The organism is Actinomyces oris (assembly GCF_001929375.1).
In the GTDB taxonomy this organism is placed as follows: Bacteria; Actinomycetota; Actinomycetes; order Actinomycetales; family Actinomycetaceae; genus Actinomyces; species Actinomyces oris_B.
Genome location: NZ_MSGO01000063.1, coordinates 1 through 14009, shown reverse-complemented (window position 1 = coordinate 14009; position 14009 = coordinate 1). Strand labels below are relative to the sequence as shown.

General features: G+C 67.2%; 20 protein-coding genes. 8 read left to right on the top strand and 12 right to left on the bottom strand.

The genetic code is table 11. The features are described 5' to 3' along the window. Both BKH32_RS14805 and BKH32_RS14800 read left to right on the top strand, forming a co-directional pair. The coding region (locus tag BKH32_RS14805; RefSeq protein ID WP_178384670.1) for a transposase at positions 1-258 on the top strand (258 nt) is incomplete at its 5' end. 130 nt (positions 259-388) lie between these two features. After that, positions 389-916: a transposase gene (locus tag BKH32_RS14800; protein WP_075250256.1), complete on the top strand. Its 528-nt coding sequence runs from the start codon at positions 389-391 to the stop codon at positions 914-916. Between the two features lie 240 nt (positions 917-1156). Here the strand turns inward: BKH32_RS14800 and BKH32_RS12095 are convergent, their stop codons facing one another. The 4 genes from BKH32_RS12095 to BKH32_RS12080 all read right to left on the bottom strand — a co-directional run bounded on the left by BKH32_RS12095 (position 1157) and on the right by BKH32_RS12080 (position 4055). Continuing rightward, a complete protein-coding gene (locus tag BKH32_RS12095; RefSeq protein ID WP_075250255.1) occupies positions 1157-1426 on the bottom strand; it encodes a hypothetical protein in 270 nt (89 codons plus the stop codon). After that, entirely contained in the window at positions 1423-2154 is a 732-nt protein-coding gene (locus BKH32_RS12090) for a RelA/SpoT domain-containing protein (protein WP_143222833.1), read from the bottom strand. The genes BKH32_RS12095 and BKH32_RS12090 overlap by 4 nt, the downstream gene beginning before the upstream one ends. Before the next feature lie 120 nt (positions 2155-2274). Beyond that, a complete protein-coding gene (locus BKH32_RS12085) occupies positions 2275-2997 on the bottom strand; it encodes a response regulator (protein ID WP_075250253.1) in 723 nt (240 codons plus the stop codon). Then, entirely contained in the window at positions 2994-4055 is a 1062-nt protein-coding gene (locus BKH32_RS12080; protein ID WP_075250252.1) for a sensor histidine kinase, read from the bottom strand. The genes BKH32_RS12085 and BKH32_RS12080 overlap by 4 nt, the downstream gene beginning before the upstream one ends. 130 nt (positions 4056-4185) lie before the next feature. Here BKH32_RS12080 and BKH32_RS12075 point away from each other — a divergent pair, with 130 nt between their 5' ends. The 5 genes from BKH32_RS12075 (at position 4186) to BKH32_RS12055 (ending at position 8128) form a co-directional block, all read left to right on the top strand. After that, a complete protein-coding gene (locus BKH32_RS12075; protein WP_075250251.1) occupies positions 4186-4962 on the top strand; it encodes an ABC transporter ATP-binding protein in 777 nt (258 codons plus the stop codon). After that, on the top strand, positions 4959-5768 hold the full coding sequence (locus tag BKH32_RS12070) for an ABC transporter (protein WP_075250250.1): 810 nt from the start codon (positions 4959-4961) through the stop codon (positions 5766-5768). Before BKH32_RS12075 ends, BKH32_RS12070 begins: the two co-directional genes overlap by 4 nt. Then, on the top strand, positions 5765-6508 hold the full coding sequence (locus tag BKH32_RS12065; RefSeq protein ID WP_075250249.1) for a cupin: 744 nt from the start codon (positions 5765-5767) through the stop codon (positions 6506-6508). Before BKH32_RS12070 ends, BKH32_RS12065 begins: the two co-directional genes overlap by 4 nt. Before the next feature lie 165 nt (positions 6509-6673). Beyond that, positions 6674-7618 (top strand): HNH endonuclease, encoded by a 945-nt coding sequence (locus tag BKH32_RS12060; RefSeq protein WP_075250248.1) that lies wholly within the window; start codon positions 6674-6676, stop codon positions 7616-7618. A 69-nt stretch (positions 7619-7687) separates the two neighbouring features. Further along, the gene (locus BKH32_RS12055) at positions 7688-8128 is read left to right on the top strand and encodes a hypothetical protein (protein WP_075250247.1); all 441 of its coding nucleotides are present in this window, start codon (positions 7688-7690) and stop codon (positions 8126-8128) included. Positions 8129-8486: 358 nt separating this feature from the next. Here BKH32_RS12055 and BKH32_RS13360 read toward each other — a convergent pair whose 3' ends face one another. Then, a complete protein-coding gene (locus BKH32_RS13360; RefSeq protein WP_143222832.1) occupies positions 8487-8855 on the bottom strand; it encodes an excalibur calcium-binding domain-containing protein in 369 nt (122 codons plus the stop codon). 85 nt (positions 8856-8940) lie between these two features. Here BKH32_RS13360 and BKH32_RS14130 point away from each other — a divergent pair, with 85 nt between their 5' ends. Next, positions 8941-9117, top strand: a complete 177-nt coding sequence (locus BKH32_RS14130; protein ID WP_218638474.1) for a hypothetical protein — start codon at positions 8941-8943, stop codon at positions 9115-9117. A gap of 705 nt (positions 9118-9822) precedes the next feature. Here the strand turns inward: BKH32_RS14130 and BKH32_RS12045 are convergent. From BKH32_RS12045 to relB, 7 genes are all read right to left on the bottom strand, one after another. Further along, positions 9823-10224 carry a PIN domain-containing protein gene (locus tag BKH32_RS12045; protein ID WP_075250246.1) on the bottom strand — a complete coding sequence of 134 codons (402 nt, stop codon included), beginning with the start codon at positions 10222-10224 and terminating at the stop codon, positions 9823-9825. Further along, complete coding sequence (locus BKH32_RS12040; protein ID WP_075250245.1) at positions 10221-10532, bottom strand: type II toxin-antitoxin system Phd/YefM family antitoxin; 312 nt, start codon at positions 10530-10532, stop codon at positions 10221-10223. Before BKH32_RS12040 ends, BKH32_RS12045 begins: the two co-directional genes overlap by 4 nt. 102 nt (positions 10533-10634) lie before the next feature. Beyond that, on the bottom strand, positions 10635-11702 hold the full coding sequence (locus BKH32_RS12035; RefSeq protein WP_075250244.1) for a glycoside hydrolase family 16 protein: 1068 nt from the start codon (positions 11700-11702) through the stop codon (positions 10635-10637). 122 nt (positions 11703-11824) lie between these two features. Further along, positions 11825-12214, bottom strand: coding sequence for a hypothetical protein (locus BKH32_RS12030; protein ID WP_075250243.1), 390 nt, complete (start codon positions 12212-12214; stop codon positions 11825-11827). Positions 12215-12425: 211 nt separating this feature from the next. Then, positions 12426-12878, bottom strand: a complete 453-nt coding sequence (locus BKH32_RS12025) for a hypothetical protein (RefSeq protein WP_075250242.1) — start codon at positions 12876-12878, stop codon at positions 12426-12428. Between the two features lie 59 nt (positions 12879-12937). Next, positions 12938-13690, bottom strand: a complete 753-nt coding sequence (locus BKH32_RS12020) for an anaerobic ribonucleoside-triphosphate reductase activating protein (protein ID WP_075250241.1) — start codon at positions 13688-13690, stop codon at positions 12938-12940. Continuing rightward, positions 13683-13919, bottom strand: a complete 237-nt coding sequence (gene relB, locus BKH32_RS12015) for a type II toxin-antitoxin system RelB family antitoxin (RefSeq protein ID WP_075250240.1) — start codon at positions 13917-13919, stop codon at positions 13683-13685. Before relB ends, BKH32_RS12020 begins: the two co-directional genes overlap by 8 nt. Between the last annotated feature and the right edge of the window lie 90 nt (positions 13920-14009).

The following is a 14009-nucleotide window of genomic DNA, read 5'->3' as shown; positions in this document are numbered from 1 at the left end:
ACAAATGAGGGTGCGGCCCCGACCTTCAAGAAGGGGTTCGGCTACCACCCCCTGACCGCATGGTTCGACCACGGCCCTGATGGTGGGGGTGAGTGCGCGGCGCTCGTGCTGCGGCCCGGAAACGCGGGCTCGAACACTGCCGCCGACCACGTCGAGATCATCCGCCGGGCACTGGACCAGGCCGGGCTCGGCCCCAGACCCGGGCGGCGGGTCCTGGTGCGCATCGACGGGGCCGGAGGAACGAAGGAGACCACCTGAGCTCCTGGCCCGCCGCCCGGGTGTCCTACAGCGTGGGGTTCACGCTTCCCGAGCACACGGCGCAGATCCACGGGCACCATCCCCGAGGCCGCCTGGGCCCCGGCCTACAACGCTGACGGCCAGCCCAGGGATGGTGCGGACGTCGCTGAGACCCGCCGACCTGCCAGGCCTGACCGCTTGGCCCAAGGGGATGCGGGTCAACCGTGCGCCGAGAGCGGCCCCACCAGGGCGCCCAGCTGCGCTTCGAGGACGTGGGCGGCTACCGGCTGACCGCCTTGGCCACCAGCACGAGGGTGGGTCAGCTCGCCGATCTCGAGGTGCGCCACCGGCTACGAGCCCGCTGCCAGGGGACCGTATCCGCTGTGCCAAGGACACCGGGCTTGACCGCTTCCCCTTGCAGGGGTTCGCGGCCAACCGGGTCTGGTGCCTGATCGTGGCCCTGGCCTGCGACATCCTCGCCTTCTCCCAGCTGCTCGCCCTGGCCTCCGCTGCTGCCCGTCGGTGGGAGCCCAGGACGATCCGGTTGCGGCTGATGAGTATCCCCGCCGTCATCGCCCGCCACGCCCGCCGCACCGTCCTGCGCTACAAGGCCGACCACCCCTTCACCGGCCTCCTGCTGACCGCACTGAGCAGCTTTCAGGCCCTACCCGCACCATAGGCACCCGACCGCTGCCTCCTGCCCACCACGACCCTGAAGGAATAACCCTCTGGCCCCTGGAAAGGCCCGACCACCGCGAGACGACACGCGGCAGACCGTCACACCCAACCGGCATAATCCCAGCCACGACACCGGCAACGACGCCACCCACACCCCGCTCAACCAACCAATGAAAGATCGAGGCTAAGGTACAACCTCGTGCCCATCCCTCGGTCAGGGGACCGGCTCAGTGCACGGCAGTCAGCTCACACCTGCGCGAATCTCATCAAGGAGGCGCGCGGCTGATCCGGTGAAGTAGGTGCTGTGCGTGACTTTAATCGTCTCCAATGATTCAGCTCCGACAAGCACGATGTCCATCTCGGGGTGATTCTGGTACTCGATCTCAGCGGCACGGTACGCAGTAGTTGCGGCCACGACATCATCTCCGAACGACTCGTGAGACAAGAGCTCGTCTCGCTTACGGTCATAGATGAGAAGGAACTGCTGGATGGAACCAGTTCTGGCGCTCATATGCTCTCTCCTCCGAACATAGGTCCAACATTCTTACCAAGTCCTGCCAGTTCCTCAGCAATCAGTGCACTGAGACGTTCGAACTGTTGCCGGTCTTCATGAACTGGAATCTCACCAGCATCGAGGGCAATGTACATCTTTGCGGTGAGTCTCGCATACTCCTGGACCAAGGATTCTCCGTCCTGCTTATAGTTGGTACCGAAAGCAGCACTCAGTCCTTCGACGCGTTGCGCCCACTGATGCATGCGCTGAGTACGCAGTTGAATCTCAATGAGCCGTTGATCCTGCTCAACAACCACGTGCACAGCTCGATAGCCCGATGCTCGCGGCCTGCCCACGTAGTCCGAGGTGCGTCTCACTGCCTCCGCCCAACGCTCACGTACACATGCCTCCAAACGACGCAACTCACTGATTTCGTTCGAAGACAACACCACGCGACAACCACCAATGTCCTGCATTCGTGACAGGTCGAGCTTCGACTCCCTGGAGGTGATCTTCTCCAGGATCGTAGGCATACGTTTGAGACGTTGACTCACTTCACCCTGAATCTGGTGGGATTCCAGAAGAGTTGCTAATTCGCCGCTTGCGGCCTCCAGTGGGCCGGCGAAGGAAGCCCGAAAGGCGCTAACGATGGCAAGTGCCCGCTCCACCTCTTCCTGAGATGCCTTCCCCTCAGCCTGACGTCGCATCACCGAGCCGGCCTTACGTACCGCACTCTTGGAGAGCATCTTCCCCTCCCCTCCATCCAGCCTGACGTCACTGCTTCTCACGCCTCGTCCTCGTAGCCTCGAGTCTATGCGACGGTAGGACAAGCGAACGAGACCCTCAGTTTCGCATCATGACAGACCTCAGCGGGGGCTGATGAGGCCGGCCTCGTAGGCGGCGATGACGAGCTGGGCGCGGTCGCGGGCGCCCAGGCGGGCCAGGAGGGCGGTGATGTGGCTGCGGCAGGTGGCCCGGGTGATACCGAGCTCGACCTCGATCTCAGTGTTGGACAGGCCCCGGGCGATGAGCAGGAGGACCTCACGCTGGCGGGGCGTGAGGCCCTCGACATCGCTGGCCCAGGTACTACGGGGGGCGCCGGCCGACACCGTGCGCGGCATGCGGGCCACGAGGCGGGCCAGCACCTGGGGGCTGAGCAGCGACTGCCCCTCGTGGACGGTGCGCACGGCGTCGACGAGGGACTGCGGGTCGGCGTCCTTGAGCAGGAAGCCGCAGGCGCCGGCGCGCAGGGCGCCCAGGACGTAGTCGTCGATCTCGAACATGGTCAGGATGAGGACGCGCGTGGCTGCGAGCGCCGGGTCGGCGCAGATCCGGGTGGTGGCCTCGATACCGGTCAGGCCGGGCATCTGGATGTCCATGAGGATGACGTCGGGGCGCAGCTCGGCGGCCAGGGCGACCGCGCGGGCGCCGTCCTCGGCCAGGCCGACGACCCGCATACCGGGCTCGGCCTCGAGCAGGGCGGCCAGGGTGGTGCGCAGGAGGGCCTGGTCCTCGGCGATGAGGACCCGGATGGGGGCGTCAGGAGCCTCGTCGGTCTTGCCGCCCGTCACACCGGTGGGATCGGTCATGGGTTGCCCCCGTCGCTCCTGGAGCCGGTATCCGGTGACTCATTGGCGGGTCTGCTTCCCGGTCGTGGGCTGTCTCCGGAGCGTCGGGTGCTGCCGGTGGGCCGGGCCGCATCGTCGGCGGTAATGGGCAGGATGGCTTCGATGGCGAAGCCGGGGGCGTCGGCGCGGGGGCCGGCGGTCAGGGTCCCGCCGAGCGCAGTCAGGCGCTCGTGGAGTCCGCGCAGTCCTTGCCCGGCCCCGGGGTGAGGCTCCCAGCCGGTCACGGGCCCGTCGTCGACGACGACAATGCGCAGCCGTCCCGGCTCGCGGCGGAGGGTGACACGGGCTCGCGTGGGGCCGGCGTGGCGGGTGGTGTTGGCCAGGGCCTCAGCCACGACCCGGGCAGCGGCCTGGGCCGTCGGAGCCGGGAGACCGTCGGTCATCGTCGCGGCTTGGGCGACGTCCGCATCTGCGCCGGTGTACGTATCGACGTCAAGCTCGACGGTGACGCCGGTGCGGCGGGCCTTGCCGATCAGCTCCCAAAGGCTTTCGGTGAGGCTGTTGACGGGGCCGGGGCCGGGTACTGGTGCGTCTCCCGCCGGGAGCGCCGCCACCGCCCCGGGCGTCGGGGGCGTGCTTTCGTCGCGCAGGACAGCAAGCATGCGCCGCAGTGCGTCGGTGGCCTTGCGGGAGGCGGACTCGACGTCGTCGAGTGCGGTCCGCAGCCCGTCGGGGGTGGTCTCGAGGCGCTGGGCCACGGCGCAGCGCACGGTGATGGCGCCGAGGTTGCCGGAGACGGCGTCGTGCAGCTCGCGGGCGATGACGAGACGGTCCTCGGCGACGGCGCGCACGGCGGTCTCCTGCGCCAGGCGCCGCTCGTAGGCACGCTGGTCGCGCCGCCGCAGCCACAGGGAGGCCACGACGAGCCCGGTCATGACGAGCAGCACCGTCATCTGGGCTCGCCGAGAAGGATCCGGGGAGAAGCCGACCAGGGTGCCCAGGCCAAGAACAATCACGGTCAGCCCGGTGATGGCGCGCCCGAGCGGCGAGTGGCGCGGTGGGACGTCGGGGGCAGGCACGCGGCCAGTCTAGGAAGGCGGCTCGGGCGCTTCATCGAACCGGGGTCTGACGAACCCGGGTTTGAGGCGGTGGGACCACCTCGGCTGGGCGGCCGATGCGCGCTGTCGTTCGGCGCGCTGGAGTTGGTCCATGATCAGTATTGAGAACCTCGTCAAGCGGCACGGGGCGCGCGAGGTGCTTCACGGCGTGAGCCTGGAGGCCCGCCCGGGCCGCGTCACCGGATTCGTGGGACCCAACGGCGCCGGGAAGTCCTCGACCCTGCGGTGCCTGCTGGGTCTGGACCGGGCCGACGGCGGGCGGGCGCTTATCGGTGGATACCCCTACCGCGAGCTGCGCGAGCCGCTGCGCACGGTGGGGGCGGTGCTCGACGGCTCGGGCGCGCATCCCTCACGCACGGCCCGCGGTCACCTGGGCTGGGTGGCCTCGGGCGCGGGAATCAGTCGGCGTCGGGTGGCTGAGGTGCTCGATGTCGTCGGGCTGAGCGAGGCGGCCGGGCGGCGGGTGCGCACCTTCTCCCTGGGAATGGGACAGCGCCTGGGGCTGGCGGCGGCGCTGCTGGGCGACCCGGAGGTGCTGGTCCTTGATGAGCCGGTCAACGGCCTGGACCCGGAGGGGATCCGGTGGATCCGCACGCTGCTGCGGCAGCGGGCCGACGCCGGGGGCACGGTCCTGCTGTCCAGTCATGTTCTGGCCGAGCTGGCCGAGGTGGCCGACGACGTCGTTGTCATCGCCGGCGGGCGGGTGCGGGCGGCCGGGACGCTGGAGGAGGTCGCGGCCGGTTGCGCGAACCTGGAGGAGGCCTTCTTCTCGCTGACCGCCCCGACCGGGGACGAGGCCGGCAGTCGGGCAGGTCGGGCCGGCGGTGGGGCCGGACGGACTGGACGCGAGGAAGGGGTCCGTTCATGAGCGCGGCAACGGCGCTGGTGCGCTCCCTCAAGGCGGAGGTGCGCAAGACGGTGGGCCTTCCGGGGGCCTGGCTGGGGGTGGCGCTGGCGATCGTCCTGCCGCTCCTGATCGAGTACTACACGGATCATGACCTGGCGGCGCGGCTGGCGGCCGGTGACCCGGATGCGCCGGCGCGGCTGGGCGACGTCGGCGTGATCGGGCTGTACGTGGGGACGACGGGGATCGTGGTGCTGGCGGTGAGTGTTGTGGTCAGTGAGTATGCGAGTGATCCGCGCACGGGCGGGGCCTCCAGCGCTCCGCGACAGGTGGCGACGACGATGCTGGTACAGCCTCGGCGCGGGGCGTCGGTGGCCGCGAAGCTGCTCGTGGTGCTGGGGGCTGCGACGGTGCTGCTGGTTGCGGCGTGGACGGCGACCTACTCGCTGTGCCGGCACCTGCTGGGGGCGAGCGTGCCCTTCGAGCCGGTGCCGTGGTGGATGCTGACGGGGATCCTGACGTGGTGGGTGTTCTCGGCGATGGCGTCGATGGCGCTGGCGATGGCGACGCGCAGCGCGCTGGTGTCGATGACGGTCCTCGTCGCGATGTCGACGATGATCTCGCCGGGCGTGCTGCTCATCAGGTCCACCGATGCGGCCCGGTTCCTGCCGGACACCGCGGCGGTGCGACTCATTGCGAACCCGACGACGCTCAACTACGACCGGCTCGTCGAGCTGCTGTCGATCCCGATGGCGGCTGCCGTCTGCGCAGGGTGGGCGGGCGGTTGCGCGGCGGTGTGCTGCTGGGTGTGGATGAGGCGGGACGCATGAGCGGGACCGGTGCGACCAGCAGGGTGAGGACTACCGCTGGGATGACGACAGCCTGGAGGCGGGCGCTGCACGCGGAGCTGCTGAAGGTGGTGACGCTGCCTGCAATGTGGTGGTCGGCGGCGGTGGCGGGCGCGGCTGCGGTTGCCACGGTGATGTCGGTCCTGCAGAACGTGGTGGATGGGCGGGGCTTCGGATTCGAGGAGATCGCTCCGACGTGGGCGCTGGCGGTGCAGATCGGCTTCGTGGCGGCCGGTGTGGCCGCGGCGGGCGGCGAGCACTCCACGGCGCAGGGCATGACGAGTCTGCTGGCCACACCGGCGCGTGGGCGGCTGGCGGTGGCACGACTCGTGGTGCTGACCGGTACGGGACTGGTGGCGGCGAGCGTCCTGGTCGGGGCGAGCCTGGCGGCGTGCCCGACAATGTCGACGGCGGCGCTGTGGGCGGCCGGAACGACGGTGGTCTGGTTGACGGCGGTGCTGCTGCTGTCGGCCGGGCTCGGTGCGGCGCTGCGCAGCGTCATCGGTGCGTCGACGGCGGCCGTGGTGCTGGTGGTTCTGGCGCCGCAGCTGGCCGTGTTCCTGGGCGACGCCGCCCGCTGGTTCCCGGGCCAGGCGGCCCAGATCTGGCTGGCGGCGGGCGCATCGCAGGCGGACGTCACCTCTGCCGGGCTCATCATCCTAGCCTGGACGACGGCCGCCCAGACGGCCGGCATCGTCCGGCTGGTGCGGGCGGATGCGTGAGGATCGGGACGCCGCGAATACGAGCCGGCCGCCGCCCCTGTCCCTTGCCGAGTAAACCCAGATCACTCAGCGTCGTTCCAGCGCGATATACTTCCACCTTGTATCCTGCCACCGCGGGCAGGCATACCCCATATCTCAGCTGCTCATTTCATGAGGAATGCCACCATGGACCGGCAAACTTTTACTCCTACAGAGGAGCGAGACGCCCACTTCGCCGCCATGCAGTGGTTCGAGACCCAGCAAATGAGTGGCCACGAACTCTTGACCCACAAGGAGTTAATGAATGGGTTCGCCTGGCATGGCCACCACTTCCGCCTTACTCATCAATCCCAAGGGATCTGGAAGCCACAAGAATTTAAGGCTGCCCTGACATTCAAGACCGCAGCCCCCACTCCCGGAAAAGAAGCGCCGTACAGCGACCTGATCGACGACAGCGGGTTACTTCGTTACAAGTTCTCAGATACGAAGAAGTGGGCGAACGATGCAATGAAGGTAGCAGCGCAGCGGAACTATCCGCTCGCCTGGCTCGTGGGGGTGAAGCCGACCCCATCAGCACTGTTTTATTATGCTCGATTCCCCGCCTACATCGTCGGCATCGACGAACGCAACGCAGAGTTCATCATCGCCATCGACGAGACAACACCGGCCGCCTCAGATCTCAAGGATTTTGGACAGATCGAGAAGAAGTACGTTTCCAGGTGGACGAAAGCACGCATCCACCAGCACGACTTCAGGGAGCACGTACTCAGTGCCTACCAGATCTCTTGCGCAGTCTGCGATCTTCCGCACGCACAGCTCTTGGAAGCCTCACACATCATCGCCGACTCCAAGGAAGCCGGCGTCCCTGAGGTCAGCAATGGCTTGGCACTGTGCAGACTCCACCACACCGCCTACGACCGCCACCTCCTCGGCATCGACGCAAACCGACACATCCACGTGGCGACACGAGCAAAACGCATCGAGACTGCTCATCTGCAAACCGGTTTGCTGACATTTGAAGGCCGCTCCCTGACGCATGTGCCAGCCTCCAAACAGATGCACCCTGATGGCGATCGCCTTGCCGAACACTTCAAAGAGTTCCTCCAGGCAGAAGAGCAGACACTCGGATAGACCTCAAAGCTTCCAGCAAGCTACGCACCACTCCAGAGAATGGGCTCTCACCACTTGAAGGAGTCCACCATGATCCACCCGCGAGACATCACGACTGAAGCCGAGGCGGCAGTGCTTGAACACGCTGATCGCCTCGCCGCCGTCATCGGCAAGCACTGGCACCCCACAAACAGCACCGCTCGAGACGACGTCATGCTCCTCGTCGCCGACCTCCTGCGCGCGCACGCCGAGACAGGGATTGAGATGCAGACCTGGCGAGCGGCACTCGACGTCGTGATGGATCATCTCGCCGCCGAGCCGGAGGGCGCCGATCTGCTCCACCGCCTCGGACGACCTGCTTGGTTCACCGTCATCGGCACAACCAAGGACGGTCAGCGAGAGCCCGTCGCCGTCCTGCCGGGCCGGCGTCGCCTGGAGGTGGCCATCGGTGCCTGGACCACACAGGTTCAGGCACCAACCGCAGCTGACGCCGTCCGTGCAGCCTCAAGCGCAGATCGGCTTGCAGCCTGAGACGCTCACATTGCGAAGCACCCATCCCATCACACGGAGTCGCAGGTCAGTCACCATCCCAGTTGCCTGAGGCGGCGTCGGTGAAGTCCTGGTCGTCGTGGGCACTGTTCGCCTGCATGGCACGCGAGGCTCGAAGGCGCTGCAAACTCCCGTCTGCACGTGGTCGACCTCCGCTCACATCGCGCCACCTCAACTCGCGCGATGTGAACAAATGCCACTCACCTCATATGTGGTCCCACGGGCCGCTCCAAACTGATGTGCGTCGTTCGCAACGCCTTGGACGTTGCGAACGACGCACATGGAGCGGGTGGAGCCTCTCGCACCACCACCGCTCTAGACGGCGGGCACCGACGGGACCTTACTTGATCTCGCAGGCGATACCGTCCCTATCGCGATCCAGCTCTTCACGGTATCCAGGATCGCCCCGATACAAGGGAGCAGCACCTGCTGCCCTCGCAGCCTTACAGTTGGGGTAATAGGCACTCTCTTGCTTCGGCTCCGGAGCAGGTGCGGGAGCCGCCCCACCACCGCCGGCCTGCGTCTCCTCTTCTGGGGTCGGCTCGGGCTCCTGCGTCGCAGATGGCGCCGGAGACTCCGACGGCGGGGCCTGCGTCGTCGGAATCGGCGACGGTGTAGGCGTAGGCCTCGGGGTCGGAGTCGGAGCGGGACTCGGTGTCGGGGTCGGAGACGGAGAGGGAGTCGGAGTAGACGACGGCGAAGCAGTCACCGTCGGCGAAGGTATCGGTGCCGGCGAGCCCGCATCGTCAGCCACGGACGGAATACCGCACCCGGCCAGACCGACACAGGTCGCGATGGCCAAGGCCGCAGATGCCGACCTCACCACCACCCTCTGGCGCCGCGATATCGAAGAAGACACTGACCTCACAGAGGAACGGAAAAATATGGGAGAAACAGGGGGAAAAATGGGTGTAGTCACGAAAGCCTCGAGTGACGAGAAGGGATGGTGGGTGGCTAGCCAAGAGAATTGAAGCACTCCGGGAGTAGCGATAACTCACGCCGCCACAAAATGCAATCGGATTGATACACATGATTTTTGACGGCATCACAAGCGAAAAACATCACAGTCATTACCTACCGTTCTTTAATTTTACGCCTGCACGAGTGGGTTCCCAACCCCGCCCAACACCCTCGGTCGAGTCCCACCCACACTCCCCGGGGCGTCCAGACATTGCGGGAGCATAAGCGTTTGCGCCAACACCCTCGCAACACCGGCTTCGGTTGCCTTGTCCTCGACCGCTTCACTGCGGACGGCGCCCGACGCGCCACCTCAGCACCAGGACACAAGGAGGCGATACCGACCACCACAATCAGGCCGAGCACCAGGGGCGGCATTCTCATCCATGACTTCCTGCCTCATCCCCTGCGACGCTCGGCCCGGAGCCTCACCCTCCCATCAAGAACAACGGCTACTTCTTGATCGGCAAGACCCAGGCCCTCACAGCACACACTCTCCACCACCGCACGGATCGCCTGCGCGACGGAGACCCGCTGCGAGACCGCACGTCAGGAGGTCGAGGCGAGCAAGGGCGGAGAACAGCAAGGCTGCCTTGTCGGGACGACCTCCGCCCCGGGGGAGACGGCGCATGCTTCCATCGAGGCATGGCGGCCGTCTCCCCCGTTCCGGTTCCAGGTCCTGCGACTACCCGCCTCTTCAGCGAGGCGACCCACCGGCGCTACGAGCCCAGCGGGTCAATCGCGCCCAGCCCTCGGGAGCGGGCGGCATCGGCCAGGCGGGCGTCGTGAGTCAGAACGGTGACAGGGTGACGAGGGTCGTCCAGCAGCGTCGCAGTCGCCAGGTGAATAGCGTCAAGAGACGTGAGCTCACCGGTCAGGGCGCTGGCGCACTCAATGACATCCGGACCGATCTCGACGAGCCCCACCCCCGCGATGAACTCATCGACCACGCGGACATCGAAGTGCTCCCGATGCGCCGCCCGAGCCATCTCCACCTTGAGCAGGCGGGAGGACACCAGCCCCTCTGTGGCATGCGCATCCATGATGAGCCTCGCGGCCTCATCGCCTCCGGGCTGGCCGAGGAGGGAGAGCAGCGCCACCGAGGTGTCGAGGTAGATCACCTGTCCTCCTCGCGCTCACCGAGGAGGAACTGCTCCAGGTCGAAGCCCGCAGGCGTCTCCCACCGCCTGGTGGGCAGCGCCCAGTCGCCTGCGGCCCGACGGACCTTACCTTCGCGGACCATCCGCTCATACCAGGACTCGTCATCACGGATCGGGACGATCTGCGCGATAGGGCGGCCACGGTCGGTGACCGTCACAGGCACACCACTGGACTCGACCTCACGATAGACCCGCCCGGCCTGCTGATTGACCTCCCGTAGTCCGACAGTCCTGCTCCCCGGAGACACCGGCACATCCGCTGCACTCATGACACGAGGATACGACAAAGGTTCTACATGTACTACTTTGTGGCTGCGGACGTGGAGCCCGGGTCGAAGGCTCGAGGAGCAACGCCGCACCAGTGCACTGAGCTAGCCCCGGGTGTAGTGGGCGACGTAGTCGATCTGAATGTCGGAGACGGGCGGAGTGAGCGGGCCGGGGACACCGCCGTCGACGGTCTCGTACCATTTGGCGTAGTCATGGTTGGGATCCATCGCCCCACTCTGGACCCCGAAGAACATCCGCTTGCTGGAGATGTCCTCGCCGACGTCGTCCCGAGTGATCCGGCCCCACTCCTGGCCATCGAAGGTGAAGGCGATGTACTCGTCCTCCACGATGACGCCGTAGGTGTGCCAGCCGCCCATGTCAGGGTTGTCGAGGCCCACTTGTTTCTGCTTGTGTCCCTTCGGAGTGGCATCACCCCAGTGGTAGGTGCTCACCACCGGCGGGCCCTTGAAGCGCCCCTCGACGAAGTCGATCTCCGGCGGCCACTCCTGGTCCTCGGGCCACAGCAGGAAGGCGTAACCGATGCCCTTTGCCCGGGGGAATTTGGCGCGCACCTCCCACCGGCCGCGTGAGGCTGCGAAGACCTTGTTGGTCGAGGCACCACCGGCGCTCCAGTGACCATTCTGGTACTGGGTGCGGATGATGAGCTCGCCGTTCTGGGTGAAGGAGTCCCTCCTCAGCCTCATGCCCATGGCTCCCGGATCGATGGGGCTATCGCCGTATTGCTCCCAACCAATGTCTTCAATAGAGGCGTCGAAGCCCTCGAAGAAGTCGACGTTCCAGCCGTTGATCTCGGCATCGGAGCGCCCCCGGCCCGAGCCCCCGGAGGGCTGCGAGGGCGAGGCGGTTGCGGCGTCGGACGGGGAGGCCGTGGTCCCGCTCGGCGAGGCGGAGGGTTCGCCGGACGGGGCGGCAGTGGTCGGCTGCCCCATGCTCGACGACGGTGCCGCTGACGCGGAGGCGTCACCGGCCGGCGTCGCCGAGGACGCCACGCCGGCTGGGCCGCCGGGGGATGCCTGCTCGGCGCTGAGGCTGGTCGACGGCGTCGCAGCCCCCGGGCCTGCGCCCTGGGGCTGGACCGGGAAGCAGGCGGTGGCCGTCGCCACGGCAAGACCTGCGGTCATGAGGAGCTGGGTTGCTCGTGCGGGTTTCACGGTCGTCTCCTTTGATGCGGGAACCCTTCCAGCGGACACGAGAAGCCTAACCAATCGGTAGGTATCGGACAAGCCATCCGCTCCCATGAGTAATCCGGCGGGCCCCGAGGCCCCACCCGCGGCTACGGCCGGAGGATCGAGCTGTCCTCGCTGACGTAGGCGACCGCGAGCCGCTGCGTCCAGGCCATCTGGCCGACGGTCTTGACGAGCGCGTTCGCGTCCGACCAGCCGACACTGATGTAGATGTAGTCAACGCCGATGGTGTAGTCGGCCACCGGCAGCCCTTCGGCCTCCCGCTCCTCAAGCTCCTCCTCACTCAGCGAGTCGGGGCCGTTGATCGGCGGGAAGGCCCGGATGAGGTCGCGGTAGATGGACCTGATCGCCGGGGTGGCGCCGACAATGGTGCTGAAGTCGCGCGGCTCGTCCCACTGAGCGACCACCTGCTTCCACCACCGGGGGAAGTCCTCATCGGTCGCGGAGTCCGGCTCGAAGATCAGGAGGTCGTAGCTCATGCTTCGAGGCTAGAAGCCCGCCCCGCCACCAACCATGGACACCGCTCCCCACAGCGACCCCGCCGATGACTCACCGGCCTTCAGACCGCGAGTGTCGGCGGCGCGCTCCGTTCCAGCCGCCCCGGCGACGCAGGCGTGCCGGCAGTGTGATGGCTGCTGGGATCAGGCGAGGTCAGGTGGCGTGAGTCCACCCGCGCTCACGCAGCTGGATTCACCTCATGGAATGCTGGACGACGTAGTCGACCCGGACGCTGGAGGCGGACTGCACCGGTTGTTCCGGTGGGCGCACGATCACTCCCTCGTCACTGACATACGCCACGGCGAGCCGATGCGTCCACGCAAGCTCGCCGACAGTCGTCACCAGCGCATCAGCGGCCGACCAGCTGACACCGACGTAGACGAAATCACCGCCAACGGTGTACTCGGTGACCGGGAACCCCTGAGCGAGGCGGGCTTCAGCCTCATCATCGGTCAGCGCGTCGGGGCCGTTGAACGGCGGGAAGGCGCTGATGAGGTCACGGTAGAAGGACCTGATCGCCGGGGTGGCGCGCTCAAGACTGTCATAGCGATGCGGCTCCTCCCACCGGGAGACCCGATCCCACCACTGGGGAAAGCCCTCATCCGTGACCGCGCCCGGCTCGAAGATCAGGATGTCGTAGCTCATGCTTCGAGGCTACCAGCGCGGATGCCGCCATCCGCGGGCACCGCCGCCCGCTGAACCCCCTACGCCGGGCGGTAGGTGAAACGGTCCCAGCCCAGGGCCTCGATGCGCTCGGCCATGCGCTCGCACATCCCGTCCCAGCCGGGCGCCACGACGTCGAACTCGCCGCTCGTCCCCTCGGCACGGGCCTGCTGAAGGGCGTAAACCCGCGCCCCCGCTGAGTGCACCCGCCGGGCGACCTCGACGGCGTCGTCGGCCGTCACGTCTCCGGGCACCACGGTGGTGCGCACCTCGAAGTCGGGCCCGCCACGGCCGGCCGCCTCGAGGAGCACCTCCAGGCTCTCCCAGGCTTTCGTGGCCGCGTTCGCCCGGCCGACCACCTGCCCGTAGTGCTCGGGCAGGGCCTTGATGTCCAGCCCCACCCAGTCGACGAGCCCGGCCTCGACCATGTCGCGCAGCCGCCGCGGGTAGGGCCCGGCCGTGTGCAGCCCCACCTGGAAGCCCATGTCGATGACCTCCCGGGCGGCGTCGGCCAGGGCATCCTGGCGCAGAGCCTCACCGCCGGTGAGCACGACGCCGTCGAGCAGCCCGCGCCGACGGCGCAGCAGGGCACGCACCTCCTCCCAGGCCACCTGGCCGGGCGTGCGGACCGGAATGAGGTCCCGGTTGTGGCAGTAGAAGCAGTTCCAGGGGCAGCCCTGCAGGAAGACGGTCGCGGTCAGGCGGTCGGGCCAGTCGACCGTGCTCATGGGGACGAGCCCGGCGATCACCAGGTCGTCGGCCGGGCGGGTTCTCGCCCCTTCAGCCTCAGGCATCGAGGCCGAGAACCGCCGTGATCTCATCGAGGCGGCGCGTCTTGATCTCACCGCGCCGCACCGCCTCCGCTTCCGCCTTCAGCGCGTACGCGTACTCCAAGTCATCGATGTAGGACTCAACGGCCTCACGCACATAGAACGTTGCCGGACGACCGGTCTGACTCCCCAGGTCATCGAGCCGGCGCTTGAGCTCCTCTGGTAACCGAACGCTCAGAACTGCTGTAGACATGTTTACAGCATAGAAGCCAGGCAATCACACCACAACCCCAGCTCATACGCACGGGGGCCAGGCATCCCTTGCAGAGGCGCCGGGGCGCCC